Origin of the sequence: Streptomyces sp. Z423-1, assembly GCF_013009255.1 — a bacterium.
Taxonomy (GTDB): domain Bacteria; phylum Actinomycetota; class Actinomycetes; order Streptomycetales; family Streptomycetaceae; genus Streptomyces; species Streptomyces gossypiisoli.
On the sequence record NZ_CP053109.1, the window covers coordinates 8,413,335 to 8,431,714 of the forward strand.

The following is an 18,380-nucleotide window of genomic DNA, read 5'->3' on the forward strand; positions in this document are numbered from 1 at the left end:
TGATTTACACGACTGTCACGCGGAGGTATCAGGCGAGATCAACGACACCCTGAGAGTGATCGGCGACGGAAGCTGCTTTCCGTATCCCAGAAGTCGGTGGCCCCAGAAGTCCCCACCGGCTTCTCCGAGTCGATCGATTCCACCCAGGAGTGCCCGTGCCGCAGTCCGCACCGTCCCTGACGCGACGCGTCGCACGCATACTGCGTACCTCTCTCTTCGTGCAGGTCGCCTGCGCGCTTGTGCTCGGCATCGTCGTCGGGAAGCTGTGGCCCGAGTCGGCCACGGCTTTCCAGCCGCTCGGCGACGGTTTCGTGCGCCTGATCAAGGCCGTCATCGCACCACTCGTGTTCTGTGTGGTCGTCGTCGGCATCGCCAAGGCCGGTGATCTCAAGGCCTTCGGGCGGATCGGGCTCAAGGCCCTGATCTGGTTCGAGGTCGCCTCCACCGCCGCACTGTTGCTCGGCCTCGTCGCCGCCAACGTCGTCGGCCCGGGCTCCGGCATGAACGTCGACCCGTCCCAGCTGGACGCCTCGGCCGTGGACCAGAAGACGGAGGGCGGTTCGCTGCCCTCGACGACGGAGTTCATCCTGGGTGCCCTGCCGCAGAGTTTCGTCGGCGCCTTCGCCGAGAACTCGCTGCTCCAAGTGCTCGTCCTAGCCTGTCTGGTGGGTGCCGCGCTGCTGCACCTCGGCCACACGAAGGTGCCCGCGATCCTCCCCGCGATCGAGCAGGCGCAACAGGTCGTCTTCGCGGTCGTCGGCTTTGTGATGCGCCTCGCACCGCTCGCGGTGTTCGGCGCGATGGCCCACCTGGTGGGCAACTACGGCCTCGGTGTGATCAGGACGTACGCCAAACTGATCATTCTCTGCTACGCGGTGGCTGCCCTGTTCCTGGTGCTGCTGGCCGTCGCGCTGAAGTCGCTCACCGGGCTGAGCCTGTGGAAGTTCGTCCGCTACACTCGCGAGGAGATGCTGCTCGCCCTCGGCACCGCGTCCAGCGAGAGCGTGATGCCGCGCATGATGCAGAAGTTGCGCCAGGCGGGCTGCCGGGACGACGCGGTGGGCCTGGTGCTGCCCACCGGATACTCCTTCAACCTCGACGGCGCGTCGATCTATCTCTCCATCGGCACGGTGTTCATCGCCCAGGCGGTCGGCGTGGACCTGAGCGTCAGTCAGCAGATCACCGTGGTCCTGGTGCTGATGCTGACCAGCAAGGGCATGGCCGGCGTGCCCGGTTCCGCCTTCCTCGCGCTCTCCGCGACGGCCGCGTCCCTCGGGGCCATCCCCGCCGGAGCGGTCGCTCTGCTGCTCGGCGTCGACCGCATCATGGACTCGATGCGCGTCGCCACGAACCTCCTCGGCAACTGCGTCGCCGTCTTCGCGGTGTCCCGCTGGGAGGGGGCACTGGATGCGGTGCGGGCGAAGAAGGTGCTGGACGGGGAGATCGCGTTCGTGCCGGAGGCCGACGACGAGGTCACGGCCGTTCAGGTCGGCAAGAAGCCTGCTGCCGAGGTCGGTTGATCAACGGTTGGAACGGGCCGCGCGCTGCCACTCCCGCACCGTGCGACGGCAGCGCGCGGTCCTTTGCGTGGGCAAAAGGATTCAGCACTGCCCCTCACCACTCCCACCGTCCACCAAGCTGTCCAGCAACGTCCCCAGCACCCGCCGCTCCACGTCCGTCAACGGCGCCAGAATCTCCTCCGCCGCAGACCTACGCGCCCCGTGCAGCTCACGCAGCGTCTCGTACCCGTCGTCCGTGAGCTCGATCCGGATCACCCGGCGGTTGGTCGGGTCGGGCACCCTGCGCACCTTGCCGTGCGCCTCCAGCCCGTCGACCAGCGTGGTCACGGCCCGCGGCACGACCTCCAGCCGCCCGGCGAGGTCGGCCATGCGGGGCGGTGCGTCGTACTCCGCGAGGGTGCGCAGGAGCCGGGACTGGGCCGGGGTGATGCCGAGGACGCGCTGCTGGAGATGGCGCTTTTGGATCCGGTGCACCCGGCGGGTGAGCCGCAGCAACTGCTCGGCGAGCAGTCCGTCGGGATCGGGCGTGGTCATGCGGGAACAATATCAGGACGCCATTCATTGTGAGTATAGGTAACAATGAGCTATGCTCCACTCAGTCAGCGTCGACTCATTTCCGTAGGAGCCCATGAAGCCCGACCAAGAACCCGCCTGGACGCCGCCTGCCGACAGCAAAGGGCAGCCGCGGCAGGTGCGGCGCATTCTGACACTCTTCCGTCCCTACAGAGGCCGCCTCGCCGTCGTGGGCCTGCTGGTCGCCGCCTCGTCGGTCGTCTCGGTCGCCACACCCTTCCTGCTGAAGGCGATCCTCGACACCGCGATCCCCCAGGGGCGCACCGGTCTGCTCACGCTGCTGGCCCTCGGCATGATCCTCAGCGCCGTACTGACCAGCGTCTTCGGCGTACTGCAGACACTCATCTCCACCACCGTCGGCCAACGCGTCATGCATGACCTGCGCACGGCGGTCTACGGCCGCCTCCAGCGCATGTCGCTCGCCTTCTTCACCCGCACCCGCACCGGCGAGGTCCAGTCCCGCATCGCCAACGACATCGGCGGCATGCAGGCGACCGTCACGTCCACCGCCACCTCCCTGGTCTCCAACTTCACCAGCGTCGTCGCCACGGTCGTCGCGATGCTCGCCCTCGACTGGCGGCTGACGGTGGTCTCGCTGGTCCTGCTGCCGGTGTTCGTGTGGATCAGCCGCCGGGTCGGCGACGAACGCAGAAAGATCACGACCCAGCGCCAGAAACAGATGGCCGCGATGGCGGCGACGGTCACCGAGTCGCTCTCGGTCAGCGGCATCCTGCTCGGCCGCACCATGGGCAGAGCCGAGTCCCTGACGAAGTCCTTCGCTCAGGAGTCCGACCGGCTGGTCGACCTGGAAGTGCGCTCGAACATGGCCGGCCGCTGGCGGATGGCCGTCATCACGATCGTGATGGCCGCCATGCCGGCTGTCATCTACTGGACCGCCGGCCTCGCTCTCCACCTCGGCGGCCCCGGCGTCTCCATCGGCACGATCGTCGCCTTCGTCTCCCTCCAGCAGGGCCTGTTCCGGCCGACCGTCAGCCTGTTGGGCACGGGCGTCCAGATCCAGACGTCACTGGCCCTCTTCCAGCGCATCTTCGAGTACCTCGACCTGCCCGTCGACATCACCGAACGCGAGCGGCCGATACACCTCGACCGCGTCAAGGGCGAGGTCCGCTTCGAGGGCGTCGAGTTCCGTTACGACGGCAAGGGCGGCCCGATCCTCGACGGCATCGACCTCGCCGTCCCGGCCGGCGGCAGCCTCGCGATCGTCGGCCCGACCGGCGCCGGAAAGTCCACACTGGGCTACCTCGTGCCACGGCTGTACGACGTCACGGGCGGCCGTGTCACCCTCGACGGGATCGACGTCCGCGACCTCGACTTCGACACCCTCGCGCGTGCGGTCGGCGTCGTCTCGCAGGAGACGTACCTCTTCCACGCCTCGATCGCCGACAATCTCCGCTTCGCCAAGCCCGACGCCACCGACGAGGAACTGCACGCGGCGGCCCGGGCGGCTCAGATCCACGACCACATCGCGGCCCTGCCCGACGGCTACGACACGGTCGTCGGCGAGCGCGGCCACCGCTTCTCCGGCGGTGAGAAACAGCGCCTGGCCATCGCCCGCACCATCCTGCGCGACCCGCCCGTGCTGATCCTCGACGAGGCGACCAGCGCCCTGGACACCCGCACCGAGCATGCCGTCCAGCAGGCGATCGACGCCCTGTCGGCCAACCGGACGACGCTCACCATCGCCCATCGGCTGTCCACCATCCGGGGTGCCGACCAGATCGTGGTCCTGGACGCCGGGCGTGCCATCGAACAGGGCACGCACCGGGAGCTGTTGGAGCGGGACGGGAGATACGCGGCACTGGTCCGCCGGGACGCCCAACTTGAGCCGACAAGATGAAGATATGCCGGGATTGTGACGGTATGCGGGTTACCGTGCCCGCATGCACATGAACACTCCGCCACGGAACACGACTCGCACGATTCGCCTGACGCGCCGAGGCCGTGCCGCCCTCATCGTGACCGGAGCCGTCGTGGCCGGCACCGCCGTGACGGTGCCGCTGCTGACTCTCGGCGGCGAGGAGGAGGCAGCCAAGCCCGCCACCCTGGTGATCCCGGAGGGCTGGCGCGCCGGCCAGGTCTACGACGCCGTCGACAAGGCGCTCGCCCTGCCTCCCGGCAGCACGAAGAAAGCCATCCCCAGAGCCAAGCTCAAACTGCCGAACGACGCCGAGGGCAACCCGGAGGGCTATCTGTACCCGGCGACGTATCGGCTGCCGGAGAAGGCGACGCCGGAGCAGTTGCTGTCGACGATGGTGGACACCGCCAACAAGAAGTTCAACGGGGCGCCGATCGCCGCCGGCGCGCAGCGCAACGCCATGAACGTCTATCAGGCGGTCACCATCGCCAGCATCGTCCAGGCGGAGGCCGCCACCAAGGCCGACATGGGGAAGGTGGCCCGGGTCATCTTCAACCGGCTGGAGCGGGGCATGCCGCTCCAGATGGACTCCACCCTCAACTACGCCCTGAACCGCAACACGCTCACCACGACGCTGAGCGACACGCGGATCGACAGCCCCTACAACTCGTACCAGCGCATGGGCCTGCCGCCCACGCCCATCGACAACCCCGGCGAGGAGGCGATGCGTGCCGCGATCAACCCACCCCCGGGCGACTGGCTGTACTTCGTCACGGTCAAGCCGGGCGACACACGCTTCACGGCCGACTACGCCGAACACCAGCGCAACGTCGCCGAGTTCAACGCCCGGCAGAGAAGCCAGACCGCGGCACGGTGAGACGACGGGACATCACGACCGGTCGGTGTCCGTCCGCGGCTGCCCCGTGCCCCGTACCGGCGGCGGAATCGCAGCGACCGGCGCCTGGGGCCCCATACCAGCGCCGCCTCACGCGGCGACGGCTTCTCCCTCCGCCTCGGCCAGCAGCCGCCTGATGTCCCGTACTGCCGCCCGTCCTGCCCGGTTGGCGCCGATGGTGCTGGCCGACGGACCGTAGCCGACGAGGTGGACGCGCGGATCGGCGACCGCACGTGTCCCGTCCACCCGGATACCGCCGCCCAGCTCACGCAGCCGCAGAGGCGCGAGGTGCTCGATGACGGGCCGGAAGCCGGTCGCCCAGAGGATGACGTCGGCGTCGACGTGGCGTCCGTCGTTCCACTCCACGCCGTCCGGAGTGATCCGGTCGAACATCGACTGCCGGTCCAGCACCCCGTCCGCCAGCCCCTGCCGAATGGCGTCGTTCAGCGGCAGCCCCGTCACGGACACCACACTCTTCGGCGGCAGCCCCTGCCGTACCCGCTCCTCCACCAGAGCGACCGCCGCGCGCCCGGCGTTCTCGTCGAACGGCCCCTCGCGGAACACCGGCGGCCGACGGGTCACCCAGGTGGTCGCGGCGGCATACGGCGCGATCTCCAGCAGATGCTGCGTGCCGGACGCGCCGCCGCCCACCACGACCACCCGCTGCCCGGCGAACTCCTCGGGCCCCGGGTACTGCGCGGTGTGCAACTGCCGCCCGCGGAAGGTCTCCTGGCCCGGATAGCGGGGCCAGAACGGCCGGTCCCAGGTCCCGGTCGCGTTGATCAGCGCCCGCGTGGCCCAGTCCCCGGCGGAGGTCTCGACGAGCAGCCGCCCGCCCGAGCCCTCCCGAACCCCCCGTACGTCGACCGGCCGCCGCACCCGCAGGTCGAATTCCCGCTCGTACGCCGCGAAGTACTCCCGGATCACCTCCGAAGACGGCCGAGCCGGATCGGCGCCCGTCAGCTCCATCCCCGGCAGCGCGTGCATTCCGTGCACCTTGCCGTACGTCAGCGAGGGCCACCGGAACTGCCAGGCGCCGCCCGGGCCGGGGGAGTGGTCCAGCACCACGAAGTCACGGTCCGGCTCGAACCCGGTCCGCCGCAGGTGATAGGCGCCGGCCAGACCGGCCTGACCAGCGCCTATGACCACTACCTCGACCTCGCGCGCGTTGTTCACGCTTCTACGAACAGCGCCAAGGCCGTGGATCTTCCCGCCTCACGCAGGCCCTCTCCGGACGAGCGCTCGGGCACGGGCCCCCGGGCATGAGCCAGGATGGGAAGCATGTCAGACGCGTTCACCACCCGAGTCCTCCACGTCGCCTCCGGCTCCGAGGAGACGGTCGTCGACCTCACCCGTGACTGCGAGACCTTCCTGAGGGAGGTGGCCGCGGGCCGCGACGGCCTGCTCAACGTCTTCGTCCCGCACGCGACCGCCGGAATCGCCATCATCGAAACGGGCGCCGGCAGCGACGACGACCTCCTCACCGCCCTGCACACCCTGCTCCCCGCCGACGACCGCTGGCAGCACCGCCACGGCAGCCCCGGCCACGGCCGCGACCACGTCCTCCCGGCGATCGTCCCGCCCCACGCGACCCTGCCGGTGGTGGGCGGGCGGCTGGAGCTGGGGACGTGGCAGTCGGTGTGCCTGGTGGACACCAATAAAGACAATGTCAACCGTCAGGTGCGACTGAGCTTCCTGGGCTGAGCAAGATCGTCCTGGGCGCGGCCGCCAAATCTCCGTACCTTGCGTGTTCGAAACGGAGAAGTCTTGCGCGGTACCGACCTGAACATGATCGGGGGCCGAAACTGGACCCGTGGCTTCGCGATGAGAGGGGTCCGTGCGACGGGTTGGCCGTAGCCGTAGCCGTGGAAAGATCGATCACGTCGTCCTGCATCCGCATGCCTCGACTGTCATCCGTACGCTCCTGAGCATGTGCTGTGACAGGGTCTCGATCCCGACGTCCGCCGGGGAGTTCCTGGGCGTGCTCAGGTCGAACGGATCGGGCAGGACCGGCTTCGTACGCGCCCTGCTGGAACAGAAGGCAACTGTCTGCCGGCACCTTTACGGTCCTGGGCCGTCCGGCCCCGCAGGGGCAGTCGCACGTACCTCGCGCGGGCTCGCGCCGAGTTCGCGGCGGCAGGCCTTGTTGAAGGCCTGGAGATCGGCGATGCCCACGGCCGCGGCGATGGCGGTGATGGACAGGGTGGAGGACAACAGGAGGTGGCGGGCGCGTTGCAGGCGTCGGTGCCGGATGTACGCCACGACCGTGAGGCCGGTTTCGGCACGGAACACGCGCGTCAGGTGTGTGTGGGAGATTCCGACGGCGCGAGCGACGTCCGGCACGGGCAGCGGGCCGGCCAGGTGTTCCTCGATGTGGGCCTGCGCGGCGGCCACGATGGGGTGGCGGGGCCCGGCTCCATCGCCCCGTGGCAACTCGGCGATGCGCCACAGAGCGGTCCAGACCTCGGCCGTGGCGCGCGGGGGAGCAGTCGGCATGACCGTAACGGCGTGTCGGAGCAGGCCGGCCAGGCGTGTGCTCTCGGCCGCTGCGTCCTGCATCACCGGTACCACTCGCGCGGTTCCGCGGTCGTGCAGCCGCAGATGGACGTAGAAGTGCTCCGATCTGCCCCGGTAGTGGAAGTGCACCTCCGTGTCCGGCGGTACCAGGCTGACGTGGCCGGGGCGTATGGGGTGGACGGACTGCCCGAGGGACAGAACACCCTCGTAGTTGTAGAGGTGCAGCTGCCACAGGTCGGGCAGCCGGAAGACGTCGTGGGCGGTGGAGACGCCGTGGACCCCGATGCCGGCGTCGACCACGGTGGGTGCCTCGTCGAGCCGTAGTGTCACGTGCTTCACGAGGATGGAAAACTACCAGCAGTGGACGATTTCAGCCCATGACCGAGCCGGACGGGGCACGTACGTTCGTCGCATGTCAACCAGCAAACGACTCCTGACATCGGTTCAGGTGGCGCGCTTCGTCGCGCAGGGATTCCTGCGCCTGGACGGGGTGGTGCCGCAAGACATCAACGAACGGGCCATCGCGGCCTTGACCGAGGGCCTGCCGGAAGTGTCCTACGGCACGGCGCTGGACGGGGCGTTCGCACAGGACACCTTCGTCCACGAACTGCTCGCCCTGCCGGTCGTCGCAGGCGCTGTCGAGAGCCTGGTCGGCCCCGAGCCGACCGTCGACCACCATGCGGTTCATGTGCGCGAGCCGCACGAGGGACAGGCGCAGCCGCTCCACGGAGACGCGATCATCGACGTCCGGCCGGACGCGTTCGACGTCCAGCTCATGTACTACCCGCACGAGGTGACCGCCGAGATGGGCGGCACCCTCAGTGTGCCCGGGAGTCATCTGCGCAGGATCAACGAGACGGACATCGGCCGCGTCCAGAACCTCAAGGGGCAGACCCGTCTGACCTGCCCGGCGGGCACGGTCGTTCTCGTGCACCACGGCATCTGGCACAGCGGCCGCCGCAATGACACCGCGGGCCGTCGCTACATGTACAAACTCCGCCTCAACCCGACCGTGCCGCAGGTGCGTCTGTGGGACGTCTCCGACCTGCACGACCCTGCGGTGACCGCGGAACTCAAGACGCACTTTCCCTGGTACGAGTGGGCCACGGCCCGACTGGAGATCTACAACCGGGTCCTGCTGTGGCGGGCCCTGACCGGTGACGACTCGTTCGATGTCGAGTACTGGGTCACGCGCGTCAGTAACCGGCCGACCTTGAGGAGTCACGCATGAGGCAGCAGGTTCTGGTCCTCTATCTCGCGACGTCGGCGCTGGACTCCGACGTCGTCGGCTGGTCCCGGTACGACGGGACCGGCCGGACCCGTCCGACGACCGGGGACAGCGACGAGCCGCCCTACCCCACAGGGCTTGCCGCGCTGCACGACGGGTGGCGCCTGTTCCAGGCCTCCCAACTGCTGCCGCCTCAGGCCGGTCACGAGTACGACGTCTCCTTCCTCAAGCACGAGTTCTTCTTCGAGAAGGTGGAGGACACCTCTCGTCCTTGACCCGGCGCTGGAACTGCCGCTCTCCGGGCGCCCCCGGGAGAGCGGGCTGACGCACTCAGTGAAGGAGGCACCGATGAAGGGCATGTACACGGCATTCAGGTTTCCGTGGCGGAGATGCGGGAGGCGTACGGGGGTGCTCGCCGCGGTGACCGCCTTGACGGCGGCGCTGCTGACCGGGTTGGGCGCCGCTGGGACGGCACAGGCGGCCACCGTGGACACGAACGCGTCGTACGTGCTGGTGAACCGTGGCAGCGGCAAGGCGTTGGACGTGTCCGGCGCGAGTACCGCCGATGGGGCGGGCCTGTCGCAGTGGAGTCGCCACGACGGGGCCAACCAGCGGTTCCAGTTCGTCGATTCGGGTGGCGGCTACTACCGGTTGAAGGCGCAGCACTCCGGCAAGGTGCTGGACGTCTCCGGTTACTCCACGGCCGACCATGCGGACATCGTGCAGTGGGGTGACGCCAACGGCACCAACCAGCAGTTCCGGCTGGCCGACTCGTCGGACGGTTACGTCCGGCTGATCAACCGCAACAGCGGCAAGGCCGTCGAGGTGCAGAACGCCTCCACCGCGGACGGTGCCAAGGTCGTGCAGTTCACCGACTGGGGCGGGGCCAACCAGCAGTGGCAACTGGTCCGCGCGACGGGAGTGCTGGCGCAGGTGCACACCGCGGGACGCGTCAGGGACGCCGGGAACACGGTGCAGTACAGCTGGCCCGGCGTGTACTTCGAGGGCACCGTCAGGGGCACCGGCGTGGGCATCGTGATCGATGACTCGGCCGCCGACTACGACGTCCAGATCGACGGATCCACCGTCGCCACGCTCGTCACGCCCGGCAACACCACGCACTGGATCAACGGCCTGTCCAACAGCACGCACACCGTCCGGCTCGTCAAGCGCAACGACACCCCGGGGGACACCAGCACGTTCGGAGGTTTCGTCGCCGCACCCGGAGGTGCAGTACTGAGCAAACCGGCCGCCCGCAGCCGCCAGATCGAGTTCATCGGCGACTCCCTCACGGTGGGCTACGGCAACCTCTCGACCTCCCGCACCTGCACCTGGGACCAAGTCAAGCGGACGACCAACGCCGACGTGAGCTACGGCGCCCTCACCGCCCGGCAACTGAACGCCGACTACCAGATCAACGGCTACTCGGGCCTTGGCATGGTCCGCAATTACAACGGAGGCCGGCCGGACGTCACGTACCGGACCTTCTACGACCGTGCCCTGCAGAACGTGCCCGGCGACGTCTGGCAGAACCCGGGCACCTGGCGCCCCCAGGTCGTGGTGGTCAACCTCGGCACCAACGACTTCTCGACCGCCATCAACCCCGGTGAGCCGTGGACTTCCGACAGCCTCGCGGCCGGTTACCGTACCGCCTACGGCGACTTCATCCAGAAGCTGCGCGCGCGCTACGGGGCCGACACGACCATCGTGGCGGTAGGCGCCGGCCAGTACGCCGGCCATGTCCAACAGGTGGTCGAGGCGCGCAACGACGCCGGCGACAGCCGGGTCCGCTACTGGTTCCTCGACGACTCGGGCCTGGACTTCCTCGGCTGCGACTGGCACTACTCGGCCCGCGACGACCGACTCATCGCCGACCGGCTCACCCCGTTCATCGCAGGTCTGCCGACAGGCTGGTGACGCCGTTCGGCTCGCCCGACGGTGGACGCCGGGGAAGGGCCCGCGCGCACCAGATCGTCTTGCCGTTGGTGGTGGGCCGAGTGCCCCACCCGTGGCGGCGGCTGCCTTGGCGGTCAGGTCTTCGGCGAGGATCAGGTCGTCGGCGGTGCAGGCCTCGGGCCGGTCGAGGCGGGAGAAGGCGACGACGCCGAGCAGCGCGCCGCGCGCCCGGAGCGGCACGGTGATCCGGCCGGTCAGCCCGTCCGCGGCGATGGACTCGTCGATCACCGGCCTGCCCGGTGGCCAGTGGGCCGGGTCGGCGGCGAGCCCGGGCCCGCAGGCCCACTCGCCGCCCTGGCCGGGCTCAGCGGTGAGCTCGACCGTGGACCTGCCGGTGGCCATGCAGCGGGCGGTCGGCGGTCCGGGCGGCGGCTCAGGAGCCGCCGCCCAGCCGGTCGGCCACGGCGACTCCTGTGCACATGGGGTCGATGCGGACCTCAGACGGAGAAGGCGATGCGCGCGAGCCGCACCGGGCCACGCAGTCCGAGGCGGACGTCGTGGACACCGGCCCCCCGACGACGGGGGCGCTCACCGTGGCGTAGTCATGGGGCCCGGCCGTACCCGGGGAGAGCGTGCGTACTGCCAGTACCGGACCGTCACCCACGAAGAGTTCGACCGACCGTGCCTTCGAGGACCAGCCGTTCAGGCCCACCCGGTCGTCGCGGGCGCGCACGCGCGGGTCTCCTTGGAGACGGACTCGCCGACCCGTCGTACGAGATCGGTGTTCCAGGTCGCGCGCCGAGGCCGACCGCCTGGGCCAAGACGGTGGCCTGGCCATCCGGACGAGGCCGTGCAGGGCCTCCTGGCCGGTGCGGAAGGCCGCGATGCCCAGGCGCTCGACGGCGGGCGTGAACTGGCGCAGAAATCCGATCTTCTCGTCGAGCGGGAGCTGCGACAGAGCTGCGACAGAAGGTCGTCGATGCGCTTCGCGAACGGCGGCTGCGGATCGCGGAAGGGTGGTGGTGTGTGCGGCTTGTGTACCGGACACATGGGATCTTCCTTGAGGTGGAGCGGTAAGTGTCGGTAAGTGCTTTCGAAGCGCTTCGATGCCGCCGGGCACCGGTGGAGTGTCGAGAGATCAACCTCGTTGATCAAGCAGGACATAGAGGAAGTCACTCCGGCGCATCGGAGGAATCTTGGAAGCGAACCCTTGTGCGCCCATGGGTGTTCACTTAACCTCACAGCAACATCGAAGCGCTTCGACTATGCATCACGTCCCAGTAATGGGATGTCTGCTTCAAGCTCAGCCAACTTCCAGTCACGACACCGCAGCCGACGGCCCACCGCCGGGTGTCCGGGTGCGCCATGAAGGGTTGACGCAATGACGCCGAACGCCGCCTCCGCCCCCTCCGGACCGAGCCGGAGAAGCTTCCTCGCCTCCACGGCGGTCGCCACCGCAGCGGTGGCCGGTGGGATGCCACTGCTCACCGCCTGTGGCGGTTCGGACAGCGGGTCACGTGAGGGCACCACGTCGGGCAAGGCCGCCGACAAGCTCCTCCCGACGTACGTCGCCAGCACGATCGCCAAGCCGGACATTCCCTCGAAGAACGGCTCGGCAGCCGGCTACACCGGCAAGATCGACGTCGCGGCCCTCCCCGCCTCGGTCCCGGACAAGCTCGGCACCGGCGCTCCCCTCAAGATCATGGCCCCGCTCTGGGGCACCCCGCCGAAGCCCGGAAACCCCTACTACAAGACACTCGACGCGGAGGCGGGTACCAAGATCACCTGGCAGAACCAGGACGGCAACACCTACGGGGAGAAGCTCGGTGCGGTCCTCGCCTCCAGCTCCATACCCGACGTGGTGGTCGTGCCCGACTGGGAACTGGTCGGCAAAATCTCGAACGCGGTCACCGCGAAGTTCATGGACCTCGGTCCCTACCTGGCGGGCGACAAGGTCAAGAAGTACCCGAACCTGGCCGCGATCCCCTCCGACGCCTGGCGCGTGAGCATCTTCGGCGGCGCGCTGCGCGGCATCCCGATGCCCGGCGCCTCCACGCCCGGCATCGTGCCCTTCTACCGCAAGGACATCTTCGACAAGAAGGGCTGGTCCGTCCCCAAGTCGGCCGACGAGTTCCTCAGCTGGGCGAAGGAGGCCACCAGCGCCAAGGCCAAGGTGTGGGCCTGTGCTGACATGAGGTGGTCGGCGGCGGGCTTCTTCGGTGTCCAGCCTGCCGGGCCGCTCGGCTGGAACATCGGGGACGACGGCAAGCTGACGTACCGCATCGAGCATCCTGAGTACCTCGAACATCTGGAGTGGGTCCGCAAGCTGTTCGCCGCCGGTGTGGTACATCCCGACGACAAAGCAAACACGGGCGACCCCGGCCAGCGGTTCACCGCCGGGCAGACCCTGGTCTACAACCAGAACATGTCCGACTGGTACGGCAAGACGACCGAACAGGCCCAGTCCAACCCCGAGTTCCAGATCGAGGGCATGGACTACTTCGGCGCCGACGGCGGCAACCCGACCCTGTATGCCGGCCAGCCCGCCACCATCTGGTCGATGATCCGCAAGGGCGCCTCGAAGGAGACGATCGAGAACGCGCTGGCCGCCGCCAACTTCGCGGCAGCGCCCTACGGCACCAAGGAGCGGATGTACGTCGACTACGGCGTCGAGGGCACCCACTACACGGTCAAGGACGGCGTCCCGGTCAAGAACGATCGGGGTATCCAGGAGGTGAACAACGCCTGGGTGCTGCTGGCGGCCCCGGCCCCCTACCTGGCCCACCCTGACCTCCCCGAGATCACCCGCAAGCAGGTCGAGTGGCAGCAGCGGCAGGGTGCCTTCGTGAAGAAGACGTCCACCTACGGCATGAAAATCGTCGAGCCGAGCCGCTACGCCACCCTCTCCAGCCAGTTCGAGCAGCTGGAGATCGACTTCGTGCGCGGCAACAAGAAGCTGTCCGACATCCAGCAGGCCATCTCCACCTGGAAGTCCTCCGGTGGCGACAAGCTGCGCGACTGGTACAAGCAGCTCCTCGACAAGAACGGCAGTGGCAACTGATGTCGCTCACGGCGGGGAGCAGGCCGGACGGGACTCGTCCCCCCGCGGCCGTCGAGGAACCGACGGCCGCGGTCGCCCAGGCCACCGTGAAGGAGAGCGTGCCGCGCAGGGCCGGCAAGGCGGGCACGGTTCTCCTACGGGTGCGGTGGCGCCGCGACCGTGCGCTCATCCTGATGACGCTGCCCGTCATCGTCCTGCTCCTGATCTTCAACTACGTCCCGCTGCTCGGCAATGTCGTCGCCTTCCAGGACTACGACCCGTACGCCTCCAGCAACGGCATCACGGCGATCTTCCACAGCCCCTGGGTGGGCGTGGAGCAGTTCTCGCGGATGCTCGACGACCCGCTGTTCTGGAGCGCCACGAAGAACACCATCGTGCTGTTCGTGCTCCAGCTGGTGTTCTTCTTCCCGGTCCCCATCGCCCTGGCGCTGGTCATCAACAGCGTGATCCGGCCGAGGGTGCGGGCCGTGGCGCAGGCGATTCTGTATCTGCCGCACTTCTTCTCCTGGGTCCTCGTGGTCACCGTCTTCCAGCAGATCCTCGGCGGCGCGGGCATCATCGCGCAGACCCTGGAGAAGCACGGGTTCAGCGGCTTCGACCTGATGACGGACGCGGACCTGTTCAAGTTCCTGGTCATCGGACAGGCCGTGTGGAAGGACGCCGGCTGGGGGATCATCGTCTTCCTCGCGGCCCTGTCCGCCGTCAGCACCGATCTGTACGAGGCCGCCGCCATGGACGGCGCGGGCCGCTGGCGCCGCATGTGGCACGTGACGCTGCCCGCGCTGCGCCCGGTGATCGCCCTGCTGCTGGTGCTGCGGGTGGGCGACGCGCTCAGCGTCGGCTTCGAGCAGTTCCTGCTCCAGCGGTACGCGGTCGGCGCGGGAGCCAGCGAGGTCCTGGACACCTACGTGTGGAACATGGGCATCCAGAACGGCGACTTCAGCTACGCGGCCGCGGTCGGCCTGGTCAAGGGAGTCATCGGAGTGTGTCTCGTCCTGGGCGCGAACAAGGTCGCGCACCTGCTCGGCGAGCAGGGGGTGTACAAGAAGTGAGCCTGAACACGACGCTCATCCGCAGCCTGAAGGCCCCCGCCCGCCCGGTGTGGGAGGAGCCGCCCAGCAAGGTCGGACTCACCGCCAAGAGCGGCTTCCTGCTCCTGTGCTGTCTGGGGGTCCTGGGTCCGCTGTGGATCGTGATCGTCACCAGCCTCTCCCCGAAGCCGGTGATCGACCGGGCCGGCGGTCTGGTCGTGATCCCCCAGGGCATCACCTTCGTCAACTACACCGAGCTGCTCAGCGGCGGCCAGGTCAGCCGGGCGATCATGGTCTCGGTCGGGGTCACCCTCTTCGGCACCCTGTTCTCGATGGCCGTGTCCGTCCTCGCGGCCTACGGCCTGTCCCGGCCGGGCAGCCTGGGCCACCGGTTCTTCCTGATGACCATGATGGCGACCATGTTCTTCGGGGCCGGCCTCATCCCGACCTATCTGCTGGTGCAGTCACTGGGCCTGACCGACACCTATCTGTCGCTGATCCTGCCGAGCGCGGTCAGCGTCTTCAACATCCTCGTCCTGCGGGCCTTCTTCATGGGGATCTCCCCCGAACTCACCGAGTCCGCCCGCATCGACGGCGCCAGTGACCTGCGCATCCTGCTGACCATCATCATGCCGCTGTCCCGGGCGGTGCTGGCCGTCATCTCCCTGTTCTACGCGGTCGGCTACTGGAGCGCCTGGTTCAACGCCTCCATCTATCTCTCCGACCAGGAGATGCTGCCGCTGCAGAACGTGCTCATCCAGCTGGTCCAGAAGAACACCGAGGCCCCGACGGGCCTCCAGCAGGCGGTCCGCACCGGCGAACTCTCCGCGCTGGGACTGCAGATGGCCGTCATGGTCCTCGCCTTGATCCCCGTCGCGGTCGCCTCCCCCTTCGTCCAGCGGCACTTCAAGAAGGGCATGCTCACCGGCGCCATCAAGGGCTGAGCCCGCGCCGCCCTCCGACGCCGCCGTGGCCGGCCTGCTCTGCACAGCGGCCCGCCACGGCGGCCCTCACTCTCCCCTCCCCTGAGCCGCACAGAAACGAGGTATGTCATGCACGCGTCCCGCCCGAGCAGGCGAGCGGTTCTCGCCGGAACCGCGGCCGCCGCCGCGGCCACCACCCTTCCGTCCCTCGCGGGGCGCGCGGCAGCCGCGGAGCCCACGGCCGCCGCCCAGGCGTACCGCTGGCGCAACGTCGTCATCGGCGGCACCGGATTCATCACCGGCGTCCTCTTCCACCCCTCCGTACGCGGCCTCGCCTACGCCCGTACCGACATCGGCGGCCCCTACCGCTGGGAGGACCGCCTCGGCCGCTGGACCCCGCTGACCGACCACCTCGGCTGGGACGACTGGAACCTGCTCGGCGTCGAGGCGATGGCCGTCGACCCCGCCCACCCGAACCGGCTCTACCTCGCCCTCGGCACCTACACCCAGTCCTGGGCGGGCAACGGTGCCGTACTGCGCTCCGAGGACCGCGGTGCCACCTGGAAGCGCACCGACCTCACCGTGAAGCTCGGCGCCAACGAGGACGGGCGCGGCTGCGGCGAGCGGCTGCTCGTCGACCCGTGCGACAGCGACACCCTGTGGCTGGGCACCCGGCACGACGGGCTGCTCAGGTCCACGGACCGGGGGGCCACGTGGAAGGCCGTGAGCTTCCCGGCGACTCCCAGCGCCACGGGGCAGGGCGTCACCCTTCTCGTCGCGGCCGGGCGGGCCCTGTACGCCGGTTGGGGTGACTCCGACGGCACCACCCCGAACCTCTACCGCACCACCGACGGCACCACCTGGAAAGCCGTCCCCGGTCAGCCCACCGGCACCGCCGCCAAGGTGCCCATCCGCGCCGCGTACGACCGGTACACCCGCGAGCTGTATGTGACGTACGCCGACGCCCCCGGGCCCAACGGCCAGTCGAACGGCAGCGTGCACAAGCTCTGCACCGCGAACGGCAAGTGGACCGAGGTCACCCCCGCGAAGCCGGGCGGCACCGCGCCCGACGGCTCCGCCGACACCTTCGGCTACGGCGGCGTGGCCGTCGACGCCCGCCGCCCCGGCACGGTCGTCGTCTCCACCAACAACCGCTGGGCGGCGATCGACACCGTCTTCCGCTCCACGAACGGCGGCCGCACCTGGACCTCCCTGAAGGACACGGCCGTCTTCGACGTCTCCGAGACCCCGTACCTCAAGTGGGGCGAGGACAAGCCCAAGTTCGGCTGGTGGATCCAGGCGCTCGCGCTCGACCCGTTCGACTCCCGGCACGTCGTCTACGGCACGGGCGCGACCCTCTACGGCACCCGGGACCTGACGAACTGGGCCCCGCAGATCCGCGGCCTGGAGGAGACGGCCGTGCGCCACCTGATCTCGCCCCCGGTCGGAGAGGCGCACCTGATCAGCGGACTCGGGGACATCGGCGTGATGTACCACGAGCGGCTCACGGCGTCTCCGTCGCGCGGCATGGCGTCGAACCCGGTGTTCGGGTCGGCGATGGGACTCGCGCAGGCCGCGGCCAAGCCGTCGTACGTGGTCCGGGCGGGCTGGAGCAACGACAGCAACGGCGCCTACTCGAACGACGGCGGCAAGACCTGGGCCCCCTTCGAGGCGCAGCCCGCCGTCGCCAAGGACGCGCCGGGGCCGATCGCCACCAGCGCGGACGGCAGCGTCCTGCTGTGGTCCTTCGGCACGGCGAACCCCGGATACCGCTCGGCCGACAACGGCGTCACCTGGTCCGAGGTCGCCTCCTTGCCGAAGGGCGCCACGCCGGTCGCCGACCCGGCCGACCCGACGCGCTTCTACGCCTACGACACCGACACGGGCACGCTCTACACCAGCACGGACAGCGGCGCGACCTTCACCGCGCGGGCGACCGGACTGCCCTCCGGAGACAGCCAGTTCGAGCTGGTCGCGGCGCCCGGGCGCTCAGGTGACCTGTGGCTGAGCCTGAAGGAGAACGGGCTGTACCGGTCCACCGACGGCGGGGCGACCTTCACGAAGGTCACCAGCTGCTCGGCGTCCCACACGCTCGGCTTCGGCAAGGCCGCCGACGGCGCGGGCTACCCCGCGATCTACATGGTCGGCTCCACCGAGACCGTCATCGCCGTCCATCGCTCCGACGACGAGGCCAAGACCTGGGTGCGGATCAACGACGACCAGCACCAGTGGGGCTGGACCGGTGAGACGATCACCGGGGACCCGCGCGTGTACGGTCGCGTGTACCTCGGCACCAACGGGCGCGGCATCCAGTACGGGGAGCCCGCCTGATGCCCGACCTGAGCGATGCGACCCGGGGCCGCCTCCTCTCCGGCGGCGACTACAACCCCTAGCAGTGGCCGGAGGAGACCTGGCACGAGGACGTCCGGCTGATGCGCCCTCGACGCCCTCAACACCGCCTGGGGCACTGCCAGGTCCTGGACTTCCGGCGCTTCACCTCCGACATGTACCTGGAGTGCCGCATCGCGGAGCGGGTCGGCGTGACGGTGCTCCGACCATGACCACGATCAACGGGACCGTCCACGGCGCCCCGTGTTCGGAGAGCCGGCAGCCGAGAGGGGCGCCGTCACGCATCACACCCTGGTACGGACCGGGCTTTGCCCGGCGGGAGACCTCACGGGCGGGAACGCAGGTCAGCTCATGCCTTGGAGGCGCCAGATCTGGTTCCTCTTGCGGTCGATGACGGCGGCACTGTCGGCCGTGGAGGCGCCCGAGACATCCAGGCACTCACCGCTGTGCTGATTCACGATGGTGTAGGTGTTCGCCCGCCCGGCGACCGGGCGGCATTCGTCCACGGCAC

The 18,380-nt window shown here is 69.1% G+C and carries 15 protein-coding genes and 2 pseudogenes; 11 read left to right on the plus strand and 6 right to left on the minus strand.

What is annotated here, in order from left to right; genetic code table 11:
• Positions 1 to 155: 155 nt before the first annotated feature.
• Positions 156 to 1,520, plus strand: coding sequence for a cation:dicarboxylase symporter family transporter (locus HJD23_RS38400; protein WP_171107593.1), 1,365 nt, complete (start codon positions 156 to 158; stop codon positions 1,518 to 1,520).
• Between the two features lie 81 nt (positions 1,521 to 1,601).
• Here HJD23_RS38400 and HJD23_RS38405 read toward each other — a convergent pair whose 3' ends face one another.
• Positions 1,602 to 2,054, minus strand: coding sequence for a MarR family transcriptional regulator (locus HJD23_RS38405; RefSeq protein WP_171107594.1), 453 nt, complete (start codon positions 2,052 to 2,054; stop codon positions 1,602 to 1,604).
• A gap of 94 nt (positions 2,055 to 2,148) precedes the next feature.
• Between HJD23_RS38405 and HJD23_RS38410 the strand changes: the two genes are divergently transcribed.
• Together HJD23_RS38410 and mltG are read left to right on the plus strand one after the other, a co-directional pair.
• On the plus strand, positions 2,149 to 3,951 hold the full coding sequence (locus HJD23_RS38410) for an ABC transporter ATP-binding protein (protein ID WP_171107595.1): 1,803 nt from the start codon (positions 2,149 to 2,151) through the stop codon (positions 3,949 to 3,951).
• A gap of 43 nt (positions 3,952 to 3,994) precedes the next feature.
• Positions 3,995 to 4,846 carry an endolytic transglycosylase MltG gene (gene mltG / locus HJD23_RS38415; protein WP_171107596.1) on the plus strand — a complete coding sequence of 284 codons (852 nt, stop codon included), beginning with the start codon at positions 3,995 to 3,997 and terminating at the stop codon, positions 4,844 to 4,846.
• A 108-nt stretch (positions 4,847 to 4,954) separates the two neighbouring features.
• On the opposite strand, the gene HJD23_RS38420 is transcribed toward mltG, so the two are convergent.
• Positions 4,955 to 6,040: an NAD(P)-binding domain-containing protein gene (locus HJD23_RS38420; protein ID WP_171107597.1), complete on the minus strand. Its 1,086-nt coding sequence runs from the start codon at positions 6,038 to 6,040 to the stop codon at positions 4,955 to 4,957.
• A gap of 105 nt (positions 6,041 to 6,145) precedes the next feature.
• Here HJD23_RS38420 and HJD23_RS38425 point away from each other — a divergent pair, with 105 nt between their 5' ends.
• Positions 6,146 to 6,568, plus strand: a complete 423-nt coding sequence (locus HJD23_RS38425) for a secondary thiamine-phosphate synthase enzyme YjbQ (protein WP_171107598.1) — start codon at positions 6,146 to 6,148, stop codon at positions 6,566 to 6,568.
• Between the two features lie 357 nt (positions 6,569 to 6,925).
• Here HJD23_RS38425 and HJD23_RS38430 read toward each other — a convergent pair whose 3' ends face one another.
• Positions 6,926 to 7,720, minus strand: coding sequence for an AraC family transcriptional regulator (locus tag HJD23_RS38430; RefSeq protein ID WP_171107599.1), 795 nt, complete (start codon positions 7,718 to 7,720; stop codon positions 6,926 to 6,928).
• A 73-nt stretch (positions 7,721 to 7,793) separates the two neighbouring features.
• Between HJD23_RS38430 and HJD23_RS38435 the strand changes: the two genes are divergently transcribed.
• From HJD23_RS38435 to HJD23_RS38445, 3 genes are all read left to right on the plus strand, one after another.
• Entirely contained in the window at positions 7,794 to 8,612 is an 819-nt protein-coding gene (locus HJD23_RS38435) for a phytanoyl-CoA dioxygenase family protein (protein ID WP_171107600.1), read from the plus strand.
• Positions 8,609 to 8,884: a hypothetical protein gene (locus tag HJD23_RS38440; protein ID WP_171107602.1), complete on the plus strand. Its 276-nt coding sequence runs from the start codon at positions 8,609 to 8,611 to the stop codon at positions 8,882 to 8,884. Before HJD23_RS38435 ends, HJD23_RS38440 begins: the two co-directional genes overlap by 4 nt.
• A gap of 82 nt (positions 8,885 to 8,966) precedes the next feature.
• Positions 8,967 to 10,526 (plus strand): RICIN domain-containing protein, encoded by a 1,560-nt coding sequence (locus tag HJD23_RS38445; RefSeq protein WP_171111350.1) that lies wholly within the window; start codon positions 8,967 to 8,969, stop codon positions 10,524 to 10,526.
• 99 nt (positions 10,527 to 10,625) lie between these two features.
• Here HJD23_RS38445 and HJD23_RS44415 read toward each other — a convergent pair.
• A pseudogene (locus HJD23_RS44415) lies at positions 10,626 to 10,916 on the minus strand (PAS sensor protein); the annotation flags it as partial.
• Positions 10,917 to 11,196: 280 nt separating this feature from the next.
• Positions 11,197 to 11,555: pseudogene (locus HJD23_RS38450) on the minus strand (sugar hydrolase); the annotation flags it as partial.
• A gap of 331 nt (positions 11,556 to 11,886) precedes the next feature.
• On the opposite strand from HJD23_RS38450, the gene HJD23_RS38455 reads away from it, so the two are divergent.
• The 4 genes from HJD23_RS38455 (at position 11,887) to HJD23_RS38470 (ending at position 17,851) form a co-directional block, all read left to right on the plus strand.
• Positions 11,887 to 13,566, plus strand: a complete 1,680-nt coding sequence (locus HJD23_RS38455) for an extracellular solute-binding protein (RefSeq protein WP_171107604.1) — start codon at positions 11,887 to 11,889, stop codon at positions 13,564 to 13,566.
• Complete coding sequence (locus HJD23_RS38460) at positions 13,566 to 14,618, plus strand: ABC transporter permease subunit (protein ID WP_171107606.1); 1,053 nt, start codon at positions 13,566 to 13,568, stop codon at positions 14,616 to 14,618. The genes HJD23_RS38455 and HJD23_RS38460 overlap by 1 nt, the downstream gene beginning before the upstream one ends.
• Positions 14,615 to 15,541 carry a carbohydrate ABC transporter permease gene (locus tag HJD23_RS38465; RefSeq protein ID WP_171107608.1) on the plus strand — a complete coding sequence of 309 codons (927 nt, stop codon included), beginning with the start codon at positions 14,615 to 14,617 and terminating at the stop codon, positions 15,539 to 15,541. Before HJD23_RS38460 ends, HJD23_RS38465 begins: the two co-directional genes overlap by 4 nt.
• Before the next feature lie 108 nt (positions 15,542 to 15,649).
• A complete protein-coding gene (locus tag HJD23_RS38470; RefSeq protein WP_171107610.1) occupies positions 15,650 to 17,851 on the plus strand; it encodes a sialidase family protein in 2,202 nt (733 codons plus the stop codon).
• 362 nt (positions 17,852 to 18,213) lie between these two features.
• Here the strand turns inward: HJD23_RS38470 and HJD23_RS45080 are convergent, their stop codons facing one another.
• Positions 18,214 to 18,375, minus strand: a complete 162-nt coding sequence (locus tag HJD23_RS45080; protein WP_332112449.1) for an RICIN domain-containing protein — start codon at positions 18,373 to 18,375, stop codon at positions 18,214 to 18,216.
• Positions 18,376 to 18,380: the final 5 nt, after the last annotated feature.

Bases quoted from the DNA above. Each gene is read 5' to 3' on its own strand.
- HJD23_RS38405 (WP_171107594.1), bottom strand. From the start codon at position 2,054: ATGACCACGCCCGATCCCGACGGACTGCTCGCCGAGCAGTTGCTGCGG.
- HJD23_RS38410 (WP_171107595.1), top strand. From the start codon at position 2,149: ATGAAGCCCGACCAAGAACCCGCCTGGACGCCGCCTGCCGACAGCAAA.
- mltG (WP_171107596.1), top strand. From the start codon at position 3,995: ATGCACATGAACACTCCGCCACGGAACACGACTCGCACGATTCGCCTG.
- HJD23_RS38425 (WP_171107598.1), top strand. From the start codon at position 6,146: ATGTCAGACGCGTTCACCACCCGAGTCCTCCACGTCGCCTCCGGCTCC.
- HJD23_RS38435 (WP_171107600.1), top strand. From the start codon at position 7,794: ATGTCAACCAGCAAACGACTCCTGACATCGGTTCAGGTGGCGCGCTTC.
- HJD23_RS38440 (WP_171107602.1), top strand. From the start codon at position 8,609: ATGAGGCAGCAGGTTCTGGTCCTCTATCTCGCGACGTCGGCGCTGGAC.
- HJD23_RS38445 (WP_171111350.1), top strand. From the start codon at position 8,967: ATGTACACGGCATTCAGGTTTCCGTGGCGGAGATGCGGGAGGCGTACG.
- HJD23_RS38455 (WP_171107604.1), top strand. From the start codon at position 11,887: ATGACGCCGAACGCCGCCTCCGCCCCCTCCGGACCGAGCCGGAGAAGC.
- HJD23_RS38460 (WP_171107606.1), top strand. From the start codon at position 13,566: ATGTCGCTCACGGCGGGGAGCAGGCCGGACGGGACTCGTCCCCCCGCG.
- HJD23_RS38470 (WP_171107610.1), top strand. From the start codon at position 15,650: ATGCACGCGTCCCGCCCGAGCAGGCGAGCGGTTCTCGCCGGAACCGCG.